We start from the raw sequence: 15,286 nt of genomic DNA, 5'->3' as shown, positions 1-15,286 counted from the left end.
CGGCGGGCTATCGTGGCCCGCCGTGGAGGACGAGCAGGGCAGCAGCGCCGACGCCCAGCGCAGGCTCCAGCTGTACGCCTACCTGCAACCCCGGGAGCACCACCGCACGTACCTGGCGATCATGCGGTTGTTCACCTCGACGCTGCTGGCCGATCTGTCCGCCGGTGAGGTGTCCTCGGCGCTGGCCGCCGCCGAGCGGGACGGCCGGATCGACATCGGCGAGTCGCACATCGACGTGGTGATTCCCCGGCTGCGGCAGCTTGTGGAGTGGGGCAACCTGGTGCACGGGCGCCGGGAGACGATCGCGGCGAGCATCGCGGAGTTCCAGCAGGGCTCTATGCGCTACCAGGTCAGCAAGCTCGCCGTGCGCGTGCAGCGGGACGTGGACGCGCTGCTGCGGGTGCCCGAGGGCGCCCGCGAGGTGTCCCGGGAGCTGCTGCCCGCCATCGAGCGCGGCCTGTCCGAGCTGGGCGAGACGCTGGCGACGGCATCGGCGCGCACCCAGCAGGACGCCGCGTCGCTGCCCGCGCGCCGGGCTCGCGAGCAGTTGGCCGAGCGGGTGACGACGCTGTTCCTACAGCACGCGGAGCTGGCCGCCACGGTCCGCGACTTCTACGCCTACCTCGGCCAGGTCCTCACCCGCCACCACCTGGCACCGGAGGAGATCTCCGGGTTCCGCAACCTGCTGGTCGAGTACATCCAGCTCGTGGTCGAAGACGTGCTGCGGCACACCCCGACGATCGCGGCGACGCTGGCGAACCTGCGGGGCGCCCGGGGCGAGCTGGTGCGGCTGCTGCGGCCCGCCGAGCAGTTGGGCGCGGCGGTGGAGCGCACCCGGGGCCGCAGCGAGGCCGACTGGCAGGAGCTGACCGACTGGTTCGCCGACCGGCCGGGCAACCCCAGCCAGGTCACCGCCCTGCGCGACGCCACGACCCGGGCCATCGGCGCGCTGCTGGCCACGGTGCGCCGGGCGACCACCGGCGGCGGGCTGCTGCCGAGCAGGCGCGCGGAGCTGGTGAAGCTGGCGGGCTGGTTCGACCAGGCCACCGCGGACGAGGCGCACGCGATCTACGCCGCCGCGTTCGGGCTGTACTCGGCGCGCAACCTGGTGCCCGCGCCGGAGCACGACGGCGACGACGAGCACACGCCCTGGCAGGACGGGCCCGCGCTGGACGTGTCGGTCAGCGTGCGCGGCCGGGGCGACCGGGGCGCGCGCGGCCGGACGTCGCGGATCATGGACGACCCGATCACCGAGCAGGGGCTGCTCGCCCAGGCCCGGGAGGCCGACGAGCGGCGGGAGGCGGCCTCGGCCGAGCTTGCCGCGGCTTCGGCCAACCTGGCGGAGGTCACGCTGTCCGGGGAGGCGTTGGGCGCGCTGTGCGAGCTGTTGACGCTGGCCATGGCGCAGCGCGAGGGCGCGGCCGACCCGGGAACGGCGACCGACCAGGTGCGCGGCCTCTCCCTCACCCTGACCCCGGAACCCGGCCGGACGACCCGCATCCGCAGCTCGTCGGGCACGCTGACCCTGCGCGACACCGCGCTGGGCATCAGCCGCGTCGAGACGGGAAGGAAGGTGCGCGATGGCCGTTAAGTCCCGGGCCGATGTGCTCGCCGACCTGTCCGACATCGACGCCGCCAACGTCGCCCGCTGCGCGAAGGTGCTGCTGCGGCACCCGCTCTTGCGGACCGGCGGGCCGGACGGCGACCTCTTGCCGCTGGTCTACCGCTACCGGGTGGCGTTGCAGGAGATGTTCGCGACCCTGCTCGGCTACCGCCTTGTCGTAGAGCGGCGATTCGCGCGCCTCTACAAAGCCGGGCCGGGCCGCGACGCCACCCGGGGCGAGGCGGCGCTGTCGCCGCGCGCGTACGCGTATGTCTGTCTGACGATGGCGGCGCTGACCGGCGTCGGCAAGCAGGTGCTGCTGTCGCGCCTGGTCGCGGACGTGCGGGCGACCGCGGCGGAGGCGGGCGTGGCGGTGGCCGACGACATCGGCGACCGGCGCGCGCTGACCGCGGCCCTGCGCCACCTGATCGGGCTGGGTGTGATCACCGAGACCGACGGCAGCGTCGCCGGGCTGATCGGCGAGGCGACCGCGGAGGCGCTGATCACCATCCACACCGACCTGCTCGGCCAGTTGCTCGCCGGTCCGCTGGCCGAGGCCGAGTCCGCCGACGAGCTGATCGAGCTGGCGGCCTCGCCGGGCCAACTGGGGACCGAACACGCGGTGCGGAGGCGGCTGGTGGAGAATCCCGTGACGCTGCACGCCGACCTGCCGCCGGACGAGGCGGACTGGCTGCTGCGCGGGCAGCGCCGCGAGTCGGTGGTGCTGGAGCGGTGCTTCGGCCTGATCACCGAGACCCGCGCCGAGGGCGTCGCGGTCACCGACCCAGAGGAATACCTGACCGACGTCCTGTTCCCGTCCACCGGCACGGTGGCGCGGATCGCCCTGCTGGCCCTGCCCGATCTTTTGTCCGAACAGGACGATGAGCCGCGCCGGGACGGGCGGGTCCCGGTGACCAGGGCCGCGGTGCGCGAGGTGTGCGAGCGGCTGGTGGCCGAATACCCGGCGGCGTGGTCGCGGCAAGCGACCGAGGACGTTGACGCGCTGGTGGACTCGGTGACGGACCTGTTGTCCCGGTTGAGTTTGGCGCTGCCCGACGGCGACGGCTGGCTGATCAGCCCGGCCGCGCACCGCTGGCTGCCGCAGCCGGACGACACCCCGACCCGGCCGACCGCGCCGGAAGCGCCGCCGGAGCCGGGCTGGTCCCTGTTCGACGAGGAAGGTGACGTGTGAGCGAACAGGAGCACGAGGTGTTCGGCCGCTGGCGGCTGCACCGGGGCGGAATCGTCAACATCTGGCAGTACCGCGAGCAGACGTTCGACTTCTCCGGCGGGCGCGCGATTTTCCAGGGCACCAACGGGTCCGGCAAGTCGCGCACGCTGGAACTGCTGCTGCCCCTGTGTTTGGACGGCGATCTGCGCTACCTGGGCTCCAAGGGCGCGGGCACGGTGTCGATCCGGCGGCTCATGCTGGACGACTATGACGGCGGCCCGAACCGCATCGGCTACGCGTGGATCGAGTTGCACCGCACCACCCCGCGCGGCGGCGACGAGTACCTGACCTGCGGCATCGGGGTGAAGGCTTCGGCGACCTCGCAGCAGATCAGCGACTCGTGGCGGTTCGTCACGCCGTCGCGGGTGGGCACGCACTTCCAGCTCGCCTCGCCGGACCGGGTGCCGCTCGGCCCGGCCGCGCTGCGCGAAGTCCTTGGCGCGGACCGGATCTACGACGAGACCGCGTTCCGCGCGAAGGTCGCCGAGACCGTCTACGGCGTGCCCGGCGGGCGCTACGGCGACCTGCTGCACCTCCAGCGCACGCTGCGCAACCCGGACATCGGGTTGAAGGTGCAGGACGGGCAGTTGGAGCAGATCCTGTCCGACGCGCTGCCGCCGCTGGACGCGGGCGTCGTGGAGCAGTTGGCCACCTCGTTCGAGGACTTGGAGTCCATCCGGGAGAACATCGGCAGGCTCGGCGCGGCCGACGCGGCGATGAGCGCGTTCCTGTCCGGCTACTCCGGTTACGCTCTCGGCGCGCTGCACGCCGCCGGTGGGCGGGCGCAGGCGGCGAACCGGGCACTGGACAGCGCGCACGCCGAAATCCGGAAACTGCAAGGCAAACTGACCGCGGACGAGGCCCGGCACGCCGAGGCCGAGGAACGCGTGCGGGCGCTGGAGGACCGCGACGTCGAGCTGGAGAACAGCATCGACTCGCTCAAGTCGCTGCCCGCCTACCAGGGCCTGCGCGACCTCCAGGACCGGGAGAAGCTGGTCGAGCGCACCCGGGAGGCCGCGACCGCCGCGCTCGACAACGCCGGTGTGCGGCGCAACCACGCCGACCGCGCGGTCGAGACGGTGCTGACCGTGCTGCGCAGGCTCGGCGGGGACGTCGAGGACGCCGCGGAACTCGCCCAGTCCACAAGGGACGGTCTGGCCGCCGCGGGACTCGACCCAGGGTTGTGCCCGAAGGCGCCCGCCGCGCCGAAACCGTTGCCGCGGACCGAGTCCGACCAGGTGCGCGCGAAGCCCGACCCGGAGGCCGAGCCGCTGGAGATCCAGCGCCGCGTTCCGCCCGAGGTCGCCCCGGACGAGCTCCACGCCGGTTTCGCCGCGGCGGGCGAGCGGGCCGCCGAGGTCGCGGCGGTGCTCAGCAGGCGCGGCGCGCTGGCGATGTCGCTGCACGAGCGGTCGCAGAGCCTCGACGCGGACCGGCAGGAGCTGGACAAGCTGCGCGCCAAGGCCCGCGACGCGCAGATCGAGGCCACCGAGTCCGCCGGGCGGCGCAATGAGGCGTGGCAGCGCTTCATGGTCGCGGCCGAAGTGTGGTGCGAGAAGGCGGTCGCGTGGACGGGGGCCGGGCCGTTCGCCGACGACCACGCGCCCCGCCCGCCGCAGCCGCCGACCTCCGCTCAGGTGCAGGCGGGCCCGGAGCAGACCCGGGAGGCGCGCGACGCGGCGCGGCGGTGGGCGGCGCCGCACATTTCCGGGCTGCGGCAGCGGGTCGTGGCCGCGCGGCAGTCCGCGGACGGACTGGTCGGGCAGATCAAGGACACCGAGCGGCGGCTGATCGAGCTGCGCAAGGGCGTCGACGCCACTCCCCCGCCGCCGCACTACGCGGGCGCGGAGCGCGATCCCGCCGCGGGCGCGCCGTTCTACCGGCTGGTCGACTTCGCCGACGGCCTCGACGCCGCGGCGCGGGCCGGGCTCGAAGCGGCGTTGCAGGCCAGCGGGCTGCTGACGGCGTGGGTGAGCGCGGACGGCGTGGTGGCCGACCCCGACCTCGCGGACGTCGTGGCCACTGTGGACGGTCCGGTCGCGGCGAAGTCGTTGGCCGCGGCGCTCGTCCCGGCCATTGAGCCAGACAGCCCGGTGTCGGTGGAAGCGGTGTCGGGACTGTTGGCGGCGGTTTCCTACGACGCCGACCATGCCGGACTGGCCGTGTGGCCCTCCGGCCGGTGGCGCGCGGGCGTGCTGCGCGGCGCGCTGTCCAAACAGGACGCCGAGTTCGTCGGGGCGGGCGCGCGGGAAGCGGCGCGGAAACGGGCGATCGCGGAGCTGGCCGCCACGCTGGAACGGCTGCACGAGGAGCTTTCCGCCGCGGAAGCGGAGCTGCGGGAGCGCACCGCGACCGTGGAGGTGTGGGACCGGCACCTCGACGCGTTCCCCGACGACCGGGAGCTGATCGCCGCGCGGGTGACCGTCGAGCAGGCCGCCCGGCAGGCCGAGGACGCCGCGGCGAAGGCCGAGCGACTGCGGACCGAGCACGTTGCCGCGGACGGCCGCGTGCAGGCGATGGCGACCGAGCTCGCCCAGGACGCGGGCGCGGCGGGGATCGCGCCGGACTCGGAGGCGTTGCGGCAGGCGCACCGCGCGGCGACCCAGGCGCGCGACGCGGCGCTGAGCCTGCGCGACGCGCTCGCCAAGCGGTGCGTGGGCACGGTCCGCGACTTGGTCGAGGCGCTGCACGACCACAACGCCGCCGCGGACGACCGGGCGGCGGCCGAGCGGGTCGCGGACGAGAAATGCCTTGCCTTCCACCGGGAAGCCGCCGCCCTGGCGGAGTTGACGGCCGCGGTCGGCGGTGAGGCCGAGGAAGTCTCGCGCCAGCTTGGGGAACTGGAGCGGCAGCGGCGGGCCACCCGCCAAGAGCTGCCGGAGACGCGCAGGGCCGCGACCGAGCTGTCCAACCAGGTCGTGAAGACCCAGACCCTGCTGGACACCCGCATGGCCGAGATCGACGGCAGGCGCGCGGCCGCCGACGCCGCCGCGCGGGCGTTCGCCGAGGCCCTGGGCGCGCCCGGCGTGTGGGAAGCCGCGGTGGAGGCCGAGCGGCCTGAGGACGACGAAGAGGCGTACGCGCTGCTGGAAAACGCAGTGGCGCAGGCGAAGCGGCTGCCCTCGGAAGAGAACGTGCTGACCAAGCTGCAAGCGTTGCAGGCTTCCCTGGCGGGCACGCACAACGTGCTTCCGGAGCGGCACGCGGGAATCCTGACCGTCGTGGTGTCCGCCGAGGACGGTCCGGCCCCGGTCGCGGTGGCGGCCCGGCAGGTGGCCGAGCGGCTGGCCGAGCGGCGCGGGTTCCTGACCGAGCAGTACCAGGGGATCTTCGCGCTGCACTTGGTGCGGGAGCTGGCCGAGCGGCTCTCGACGCAAGTGTCGGTCGCCGAGGACCTGACCCGCAGGATGAACGACGTGCTCGACTCGGCGCGCTCCAGCCAGGGCGTGCACGTGCAGCTCGAATGGCAGTCAGCCGCCTGGCTGGACGAGTCCACTGTGGAGGCTCTGCGGCTGCTGCGGCTGCCGTTCGCGCAGCGCACCGAGGAGCAGGACACCCGGTTGCAGCAGGTGTTCACCGAGCGGATCGAGGCCGAGCGGGACACCGCGTCCGGCGGGTACACCGAGATCCTGGCGCGGGCGCTGGACTACCGGTCGTGGTTCTCCTTCACCGTGCGGGTCCGCGACACCGGCCCGGACGGCAAGCCGCGCTCGCGGCGGCTGCGGCAGCTTTCCTCCGGCGAGACGCGGCTGATCTCGTACGTGACCCTGTTCGCCGCCGCCGCCGCGTTCTACGGCGCGATCACCGCAGGCGTGTCGGCGACCTCGCGGATGGCGCCGCTGCGGCTGGTGCTGCTGGACGAGGCGTTCGAGCGGCTGGACGACCCGACGATCGCGCGGATGCTGGGCCTGCTGGTGGATCTGGACATGGACTGGATCATCACCTGGCCCAGCGGCTGGGGCGTGTCCGACCGGATTCCCCGGATGCACATCTACGACGTGCTGCGCCCCAAGTCCGGCCACGGCGTCGCCTGCACCCACACCACCTGGGACGGCGCGGGCCTCGACCGGGACGACCCGTGACCGACGACCTGGTCCGCGAATACGGCCGCCCCGAGTACGAGGTGCTGTGGCGGCAGGCGCGCAAAGCGGTGGCACGCGGGCAAGTCAAGCTCGGCTACAAGCCGCCCGACCAGCCCGCGGCGGACGCGGTGTCGGCGCTGCTCGGCGCGTTCGACGAGCCGCCCGCGCGGGCCCGGCTCACCGCCGGGATCGGGACGACGATCGCGATCGCCGATCTGGACGCGCGGCTGCGGGCCGGGAAGTTCCACTGTGGACTGACCGACGCGCTGGCCGCCGTGCACGGCGAGCCAGCGGAGTTCAGCCCGGCGCAGGCGTCGGTGGACGCGTCGCGGCGGGAGTGGGTCAACGAGATCCTGGCCGGCGCGCTGGCCTCGGCGGGGCTGGAGTCGCGGGCGTGGGCGCCGTACTGGGTCGACCACGTGCGCCGCTACGCCAAGATCCCCCCGGAACGCCTGGCGGAACCGGCTTCCCGCGCCGCGGCGATCCTGGCCGGGCTGAATCTGGACCCGAACGCCATTCCCCGGACGTGGCGGGCGCGGGCCGATCTCGCCGCCCGCCACGGCGGCGCGCATTCCCTTGACCGGGGCCAGAAGCTGGCCGGGCTGGTGCTGCGCGCGGCGGCGCTGGCGCACGGGGTGGAGTTCCCGCGGTCCGCGCGGGACGAACGCACCCTGTGGGAGCGCTGCGGTGTCGCGCTCGACAGCGTGTCCACGACCGTGCTGTGCTGGGCGCTGCCGACCCCCGGCCTGGCCGACCGCACGGCGGCGGGTCTGCCGACGCACCTGACGCTGCGCGACCTGCGGGCGGCGGATCTGGTGGTGCCCAAGGGAACCGTGGTCGCGGTGTGCGAGAGCCCGCGCCTGGTCGAGGCGGCGGTGGCCGCGGGCGTCACCCATCCCCTGGTGTGCGTGTCGGGGCACCTGAACACCGTCGCGCGGCAACTGCTGGCCCACCTCGCCGACGCGGGCGCGGTCATCGCGCACCACGGCGACTTCGACCGCGACGGCCTCCTGATCGCCCGCCAGGTCCTCGACCTGACCGGCGGCGCTCCCTGGCGCCTTGGGGCGGACGACTACCGCGAAGCCCTCGACCTGGCCCGCGCCGATGAGGTGGACCTGCCGCCGCTGGGCGCGGAACCCGGCCCGACCCCGTGGGACCCGGCTCTGCCGGAGGCCATGCGCGCGGGCTGGGCGGTCGAGGAAGAAGTCGTCCTCGACCTGTTGCTCGCCGATCTCAAGGCGGGTCTGACGGCGGTCTGAGCGCCGTCCCCTGACGATTCAGCCGTGACTGTAGTACAGCCAGCGCTGTACTGTTGCGGCTATGTTGAAGTGTGAGACCCGGGAGGACGCGCTGGCCCGGCTGGGCAAGGCGCTGGCCGACCCGACCCGCTGCCGCATCCTCGTGGCCCTGCTGGACGGCGTCAGCTATCCCGCCCAGCTCGCCGACCGCCTTGGCCTGACCCGGTCCAACGTGTCCAACCACCTGTCCTGCCTGCGCGGCTGCGGCCTGGTCGTGGCCACCTACGAGGGCCGCCAGGTCCACTACACCCTGGCCGACGCCCATCTGGCGCGGGCACTGCGCGAACTGGTCAAGGTCGTGCTCGCCGTGGACACCGCCGAACCCTGCGTCGACGACCACGAGCGATCCGTGACCGGGGCGAGCGGATGAGCACCGACCCGTCACCCGCCGCCGCACCAGCCGGGGACGGGTGCGCGAACGGGTGCTGCGCGCCCGAGACCGTCGAGAACTCCGCACCGGCCCCGGCCCGGCGGGCGGCGCTCACCCGCCGGGTGCGGCTGCTGGTGGCCGCGACCATCACCTACAACGTCATCGAAGCGATCGTGGCCATCACCGCAGGCGCGGCCGCCTCGTCCACCGCCCTGATCGGCTTCGGCCTGGACTCGGTCATCGAGGTCGCCTCCGCCACGGCGGTGGCCTGGCAGTTCTCCGGCTCCGACCCCGAAGCCCGCGAGCGCGCGGCGCTCAAGGCCATCGCCGTGTCGTTCTTCACGCTCGCCGCCTACGTCACCGTCGAGTCGGCGCGCTCTCTGCTGGGCGCGGAAGCCGCGGCCCACTCCACCGTCGGCATCACACTGGCGGCCGTGTCCCTGCTGGTCATGCCGATCCTCTCGGCAGCGCAGCGCCGAGCCGGCCGCGAACTGGGCTCGGCCAGCGCCGTGGCGGATTCCAAGCAGACCATACTGTGCACGTACCTGTCCGGAGCGCTGCTGGTCGGCCTGCTGCTCAACTCCCTGTTCGGCTGGTCCTGGGCGGACCCGGTCGTCGCCTTGGCCATCGCCGCCGTCGCGGTCCGGGAAGGCCGCGAAGCCTGGCGCGGCGAGCACTGCTGCTGACCTCCCTCACGGCAGGTCGAGCGCCATCTCTTCCATCGCCTGCGTGACGATCGCCCGCATGGCGGCCTCGGCGCGGTCCGGGGCGCCCGCCGCGATGGCCTCGGCGACCTCGATGTGCAGGCGGACGGCCACGGGCTGGGGTTCCTCCGGCATCAGGTGGTGGTGGGTGCGGCCGGTCAGCACCTCCCCGACGACATCGCCTAACTGGGTGAACATCTCGTTGCCGGACGCCGCGAGGACGAGCCGGTGGAAAGCGATGTCGTGGACCAGGAAGGCGTGGAGGTCGCGGGCCTTCGCGGTGGCGCGCAGGTTGACCGCGAGGACGGTCAGCTCGCCCGCCTGCTCCGGGGTGGCCCGACGCGCGGCCAGGGCGGCGGCGACCGGCTCGGTGGCCGAGCGCAGCTCACTGAGGGAGCGCAGCTGGTCGGCGCGGGCGTCGCAGGCGAGCCGCCAGCGGATGACCAGCGGGTCGTAGAGGTTCCAGGCGGCCAGCGGCTGCACGGTGATGCCGACCCGGCGCCTGCTGGTGACCAGCCGCATCGCCTCCAGCACCCGCAGCGCCTCGCGCACGACGGTGCGGGACACGGCGAAGGCGTGCTCCAGCTCCTCGGTGCGTAGAACCGCGCCGGGCGGGTATTCGCCGTTGACGATGGCCGCGCCGAGCTGGTCGAGCACCCGGCCGGGAAGTCCTGAGGTCACGGGGGTCACTATCCCACTCGTATGACCAATCTGTAGCTAACTCTTGAATAAGTAGTACTTTTGGGTTTCACTGACCAGCGTGACTGAGCACAGCGTTGTGGTCGTGATGGGGGTCTCGGGGTCCGGCAAGACCACCGTGGCCGCCCTGCTCGCCGCCCGCCTTGGCGTCCCCCTGGCCGAGGCGGACGAGTTCCACCCGCCCGCCAACATCGCGAAGATGACCGCGGGCGTCCCGCTGACCGACGCGGACCGCTGGCCCTGGCTGGCGGCCATCGCCGACTGGATCGCCGAGCGCGCGCGAACCGGCGGCGGGGTGGTGACCTGCTCCGCACTCAAACGCCCCTACCGCGACCTGCTCCGCCGCGCCGCCCCCGACGACGTCTGGTTCGTCCACCTGCACGGGGACAAGGCGGTCCTCGCGGACCGGATCACCCGCCGCTCCGGCCACTTCATGCCCGCCAGCCTGCTCGACTCGCAACTGGCCGACCTGGAGCCACTGGGCCCCGACGAGCCCGGCGTCCGCCTCGACATCACCCACACCCCAGAGGAACTGGCCGACGCCGCCCTCGCCGCCCGCTGAGCCACTCGGCGCACCACGAACGGAGAACCCCCGTGACCACGCTCGCCGCGGGCTGGACTGGCCACGACACCAGACTCATCGGCGCGGCCCTGGCGGGCATCGCGCTGATCGTCGTGCTGATCACCAAGGCCAAACTGCACCCGTTCCTGGCCCTGATCCTGGGGTCGGGGCTGCTGGGGCTGGTGGCCGGGATGCCGGTCGGCAAGCTGATCGAGAGCTTCACCCTGGGCGTCGGGTCCACTGTGGCCGGTGTGGGCGTGCTGATCGCGCTGGGCGCGATGCTGGGCAAGCTGCTCGCCGACTCCGGGGGCGCCGACCAGATCGTGGACACGATCCTGGGCAAGGCGTCGGGGGCGCGGCTGCCGTGGGCGATGGCGCTGGTGGCGGCGCTGATCGGGCTGCCGATGTTCTTCGAGATCGGGCTGGTCATGCTGATCCCGGTGGTGCTGCTCACCGCGCGGCGCAGCGGGCAGCCGCTGATGCTGCTGGGGATTCCGGCGCTGGCGGGACTGTCCGTGCTGCACGGGCTGGTGCCGCCGCACCCGGGGCCGCTGGCCGCGGTGGACGCGCTCAAAGCCGATCTCGGGTTGACGCTGGGGCTGGGGGTGCTGGTGGCGATCCCGACGGTGGTCATCGCGGGGCCGCTGTTCGCGAAACTGGCCGCCCGGTGGGTGACCGCGACCGCGCCTGCGCACCTGGTGCCGGAGTCGACCTCGGCGCGCGAGCGCAAGCCGAGTTTCGCGGCGACCCTGGCGACGGTGCTGCTCCCGGTCGTGCTGATGATGGGCAAAGCCCTCGCGGACATCCTGCTGGACAAGGAAAACCTCGCGCGGCGGGCGTTGGACTTCCTGGGCAGCCCGCTGGTGGCGCTGCTGGCTGCGGTGCTCGTCGGCATGGTCACCCTCGGCGCGGCGGCGGGCTTCAGCCGGGACCGGCTGTCGACGTCGATCGGGGCGGCCCTGCCCCCGATCGCGGGCATTCTGCTCATCGTCGGCGCGGGCGGCGGCTTCAAGCAGACCCTGATCGACGCTGGCGTCGGCGAGGTGATCACCACCCTGGCCAAGGACGCGGACTTCTCCCCGCTGCTGCTGGGCTGGCTCATCGCGGTCGCCATCCGGCTGGCCACCGGCTCGGCCACCGTCGCCACCATCTCGGCGGCGGGCATCGTCACCCCGCTGGCCGCGGACCTGGAACCAGCTCAGGCGGCCCTGCTGGCCCTGGCCATCGGCGCGGGCTCCCTGTTCTTCTCACACGTCAACGACGCGGGGTTCTGGCTGGTCAAGGAGTACTTCGGCCTGACGGTGGGGCAGACGATCAAGACCTGGTCGATCATGGAGACAGTCATCTCGGTCACCGCGATCGCCCTGATCATGCCGCTGAGCCTGCTGCTCTAGCCCGCCGCCGCCCAGCCTTGCAACATCTGGGAGGCGATCGAGGTGGCGCCGGGGAGGATCAGGTCGCCGGTCTCGCCGTCGCGGGCCAGGGCTTCGCGGACCTCGTCGCGGGAAACCCAGCGGGCGCGCTCGATTTCGCCTTCGGCGAGCACCAAGGGGGCGGCGCGGTCGGCGACGGCGGCGAAGCCGATCATGACCGAGCGGGGGAACGGCCAGGGTTGGCTGCCCAGGTAGCGGATGCCGGTGACCTCGACGCCGACTTCTTCTGCCATCTCACGTTCGACGCACGCCTCCAAGGACTCCCCGGCCTCCACGAATCCCGCGAGGACCGAGTAGCGGCCCGGGGGCCAGATCGGCTGGCGGGCGAGGAGGACGTGCGCGCCGTTGACGCCGACGCCGTCGTGGATGAGGCAGATGACGGCGGGGTCGGTGCGCGGGTATTCCTCCCGGTGGCAGCCGGTGCAGGTCGTCGCCCACCCGGCGGCGGTGACCTCGACCGGGGAACCGCAGGCGGCGCAGTGCCTGGCGCGGGCGTGCCAGTTGGCGAGGGCGACCGCGGTGGTGAACAGGCCCGCGTCGGTGTCGTCCAGCAGCGCGCCGACGCCGCGCAGGTCGTGCCACTGCTCGCCGGTCGCGGAGACCGCGCCGGGCCACAGTCCCCAGCCGTTCGGCGGCGGCACGGCGCCGTCGCGGAACGCCTCTTGGGCGGGCATCGTCCAGTAGGCGACCTCGCCCCGTTCGCCGAGCAGGCTCGCCTGGGCGGGCCGCTCGTCGCCGACCGCGGCCGACGGGCGCAGCGCCAGCGCGGTGGCGTCGTCCCGGACCGGGGTGCGGCCGTGCCGGTCGACCAGCAGGACCTGGCCCGCCTTCCAGAGCCGGTCGAGCCGGGCGTCGTCCTTGCGGGCGGTCTCGTCCCGTTCGATGGTGGAGCGGGAAAGCGCGGGCAGCGCGGCGAGTCCGAATGGCTCTGCGGTCATGGGCGCACCCCCTGGCGCGGACGCATGGCCTCAGCCGCTCGTGGTCATGGGAATCGGACACCTCCGAGCAGCCGCAGGCTGTCGAGCTCACGCGCGTCGCCGACGATGACGCCGGTGAACCTGGTCGGCGCGAAGAACTCGGCCGCCGCGGCGGCGACGTCGTCCACGGTGACGGCTTTGAGCCGCTCGGGGTGCTGGACCAGCCAGTCGACGCCGTGCCCGAGGACGGCGAGCGCGGCCAACTGGGAGGCGAGGCCGCCCTGGGAGGACGTGCTGGTGACCAGCGAGCCGACCGCGTACTGGCGAACGGTGTCCACTTCGGACTCGGTGGGCGGGGACAGGGCGAGCCTGCCCAGCTCGTAGCGGATCTCCAGGAGGGCGGCGGCGGTGACCTTGCTGGCGGTGTCGGTGTCGATCAGCAGGGTCGCGCCGTGCGGGGTGAACTCCGGGTAGGAGCGGGCGTGGTAGGTGAAGCCCTTGTCCTCGCGGATGTTCTCGACCAGGCGGGAGGAGAAGAAGCCGCCGAAGGCGAGGTTGGCCAGTTGCAGGGCCGGGTAGCGCGGGTCGGTGCGGGTGATCGACTGCGCGGAGAGGCGGAACTGCGACTGCACGGCGCCGGGCCGGTCGACCAGCAGCAGGTCGCCCGGGGTCAGCTCGGGCAGCGGCGGCAGGACCGCGGCGGCCCGGTCCGACTTCCACCCGGCCAACGCGGCGTCGATCCCGGCGATGGCCCGCGCGGGCTCGATGTCGCCGACCACGACGAGGACCGAGTTGCGCGGAAGCACCGCCGCGGCGTGCAGCGCGCGCACGTCGGCTGGCTCGACGGTGGCGACGTCGGCCGCTTCGGGCATCTCGCGGGTGATGGGGTGGTCGCCGTAGCGGTGCTTCTGCAACGCCTGCCGCGCGATCACATTGGGCTGCGACCGGGCGACGGTGATCCGCTCGACCAGCCGGTCCCGCTCCCCCGCGACCTCGTCGTCGCGGTAGACCGCCCCGGTGAGGGCGTCGGCCAGGACGTCGAGCAGGGTCTCGAACCCACTGGCGAGCGCGTTGCCGCCGATCGCGAGCAACTCCGGGTCGACCATGGCGGACAGCTCGCCCCCGGCGAGGGCCAGTTCGGTGTCGACGCCCACCCGGTCCCGCTTCTCGGTGCCGGTGAGGATCGCCGCGGCCAGCACCTCGGCCCGCGCCGCGTGCATCGGGTCCTCACCCGCGAACGGGATGCGCAGCCGCACCTCGACCATCGGCACCGTCGGCAGGTGCACGGCGATGACCCGGAGGCCGTTGTCCAGCACGGTGTCCTTTGAGGACAGGTTGGCGGCCGCCCGCTGCTCGCCAAGCGGCGGGAGGGGGCGCGGCCCCAGGGCGGTGCGCCCGATCTCCTCTGCGGTGCGACTCACTGGCTTCCTCCTGCGAACGAGACAAGGCGAACGGGATGCGAAAGAGGAGCGCGGAAACCACCGCGCCCCAAACGCGCTTCTGACGCCACTCCACCCAACGGAGTACGCACAGAGACGCGGACTGGCAACGCGACCAGCCCCGGCACGAGCCGCACGGAGGCCGATGAGTCCGGCCACGACCTGGGCGTCGCCCCAGAGAACGCTGCCCAGGAGAACATGGCCCTAGAGAACAAGGGCAGCACGGCCTCGGTCAGGTGGGCCGGTGGAATAGGACTGGGCGCGGAGACCTCGTCACCGCGCGACAGCGCGGAGAACTCGCCACCGCGAGCCAGCACGGCCGGCCGGGCAGCGCACGACAGCACAGCACGCACGCCCACACGAGGCAACGCAGCACGGACGGCAGCGCGAACCAGCACGGCACGCTCGGCAACACCAGGCACCGCAGCACGCACAGCCGCACCAGGCACCACGGCACGCTGGACAGCGCACGACAGCGCAGCACGTGCGGCGACACGCGACAGCACAGCACGCTCGGCAGCGCGAACCAGCACGGCACGCTCAGCGACCCCAGGCACCGCAGTGCGCACGGCCGCACGAGGAAGCACGGCGGCGCGCTGGGCAGCACGCGATAGCGCAGCACGCAGGTCAGCGTGAGGCACCGCAGCACGCACGCCCACACGACGCCGCGCACCACGCACGGCGACACACGACAGCGCGGCGCGCCCGGCAGCGTGAGGCGCGGCTCGCTGGGCGACACGCGACGGCGCGGCGCGCCCGGCGACACGCGACAATTCGGCGGCGTGAGGCGGCGCTGTGGGCTGGGCAGCGTGCGGTGGGACCGCAAGACTGCTGGCGCGCGGCCCGACAGCGGACCGGGTAGCGCCAGGCAACCCAGCAGCACTAGCCAACGCAACTAAACCGAGCCCACGCGGCGACGCGGTCACCCCGGCAACAGCACATGCCAAA

The 15,286-nt window shown here is 73.4% G+C and carries 12 protein-coding genes; 8 read left to right on the top strand and 4 right to left on the bottom strand.

The features are described from left to right. Positions 1–22 precede the first annotated feature (22 nt). The 6 genes from ACZ6SD_RS20085 to ACZ6SD_RS20060 all read left to right on the top strand — a co-directional run bounded on the left by ACZ6SD_RS20085 (position 23) and on the right by ACZ6SD_RS20060 (position 9,270). Positions 23–1,591 carry a DUF2397 domain-containing protein gene (locus ACZ6SD_RS20085; protein WP_465318466.1) on the top strand — a complete coding sequence of 523 codons (1,569 nt, stop codon included), beginning with the start codon at positions 23–25 and terminating at the stop codon, positions 1,589–1,591. Continuing rightward, positions 1,581–2,795 carry a TIGR02678 family protein gene (locus ACZ6SD_RS20080; RefSeq protein WP_465318465.1) on the top strand — a complete coding sequence of 405 codons (1,215 nt, stop codon included), beginning with the start codon at positions 1,581–1,583 and terminating at the stop codon, positions 2,793–2,795. Before ACZ6SD_RS20085 ends, ACZ6SD_RS20080 begins: the two co-directional genes overlap by 11 nt. Beyond that, positions 2,792–6,916, top strand: a complete 4,125-nt coding sequence (locus ACZ6SD_RS20075) for a TIGR02680 family protein (RefSeq protein WP_465318464.1) — start codon at positions 2,792–2,794, stop codon at positions 6,914–6,916. Before ACZ6SD_RS20080 ends, ACZ6SD_RS20075 begins: the two co-directional genes overlap by 4 nt. Then, positions 6,913–8,175 carry a DUF2399 domain-containing protein gene (locus tag ACZ6SD_RS20070; RefSeq protein WP_465318463.1) on the top strand — a complete coding sequence of 421 codons (1,263 nt, stop codon included), beginning with the start codon at positions 6,913–6,915 and terminating at the stop codon, positions 8,173–8,175. The genes ACZ6SD_RS20075 and ACZ6SD_RS20070 overlap by 4 nt, the downstream gene beginning before the upstream one ends. Before the next feature lie 61 nt (positions 8,176–8,236). Beyond that, a complete protein-coding gene (cmtR, locus tag ACZ6SD_RS20065) occupies positions 8,237–8,584 on the top strand; it encodes a Cd(II)/Pb(II)-sensing metalloregulatory transcriptional regulator CmtR (protein WP_465318462.1) in 348 nt (115 codons plus the stop codon). Further along, positions 8,581–9,270 carry a cation efflux transmembrane domain-containing protein gene (locus ACZ6SD_RS20060; protein ID WP_465318461.1) on the top strand — a complete coding sequence of 230 codons (690 nt, stop codon included), beginning with the start codon at positions 8,581–8,583 and terminating at the stop codon, positions 9,268–9,270. Before cmtR ends, ACZ6SD_RS20060 begins: the two co-directional genes overlap by 4 nt. A 6-nt stretch (positions 9,271–9,276) precedes the next feature. Here the strand turns inward: ACZ6SD_RS20060 and ACZ6SD_RS20055 are convergent, their stop codons facing one another. After that, positions 9,277–9,969, bottom strand: a complete 693-nt coding sequence (locus tag ACZ6SD_RS20055; RefSeq protein WP_465318460.1) for a FadR/GntR family transcriptional regulator — start codon at positions 9,967–9,969, stop codon at positions 9,277–9,279. A gap of 106 nt (positions 9,970–10,075) precedes the next feature. Between ACZ6SD_RS20055 and ACZ6SD_RS20050 the strand changes: the two genes are divergently transcribed. Then, on the top strand, positions 10,076–10,549 hold the full coding sequence (locus ACZ6SD_RS20050; protein WP_465318499.1) for a gluconokinase: 474 nt from the start codon (positions 10,076–10,078) through the stop codon (positions 10,547–10,549). Positions 10,550–10,581: 32 nt separating this feature from the next. After that, positions 10,582–11,943 carry a GntT/GntP/DsdX family permease gene (locus tag ACZ6SD_RS20045; protein WP_465318458.1) on the top strand — a complete coding sequence of 454 codons (1,362 nt, stop codon included), beginning with the start codon at positions 10,582–10,584 and terminating at the stop codon, positions 11,941–11,943. On the opposite strand, the gene nudC is transcribed toward ACZ6SD_RS20045, so the two are convergent. The 3 genes from nudC to ACZ6SD_RS20030 all read right to left on the bottom strand — a co-directional run bounded on the left by nudC (position 11,940) and on the right by ACZ6SD_RS20030 (position 15,104). After that, complete coding sequence (gene nudC / locus ACZ6SD_RS20040; RefSeq protein WP_465318457.1) at positions 11,940–12,920, bottom strand: NAD(+) diphosphatase; 981 nt, start codon at positions 12,918–12,920, stop codon at positions 11,940–11,942. The genes ACZ6SD_RS20045 and nudC overlap by 4 nt on opposite strands. A gap of 44 nt (positions 12,921–12,964) precedes the next feature. Then, complete coding sequence (locus tag ACZ6SD_RS20035) at positions 12,965–14,320, bottom strand: M16 family metallopeptidase (protein WP_465318456.1); 1,356 nt, start codon at positions 14,318–14,320, stop codon at positions 12,965–12,967. 250 nt (positions 14,321–14,570) lie between these two features. After that, positions 14,571–15,104 (bottom strand): hypothetical protein, encoded by a 534-nt coding sequence (locus ACZ6SD_RS20030; protein ID WP_465318455.1) that lies wholly within the window; start codon positions 15,102–15,104, stop codon positions 14,571–14,573. Positions 15,105–15,286: the final 182 nt, after the last annotated feature.

It is taken from the genome of Actinokineospora sp. NPDC051303, from assembly GCF_055586285.1.
This window is presented reverse-complemented; position numbering and strand designations above follow the sequence as displayed.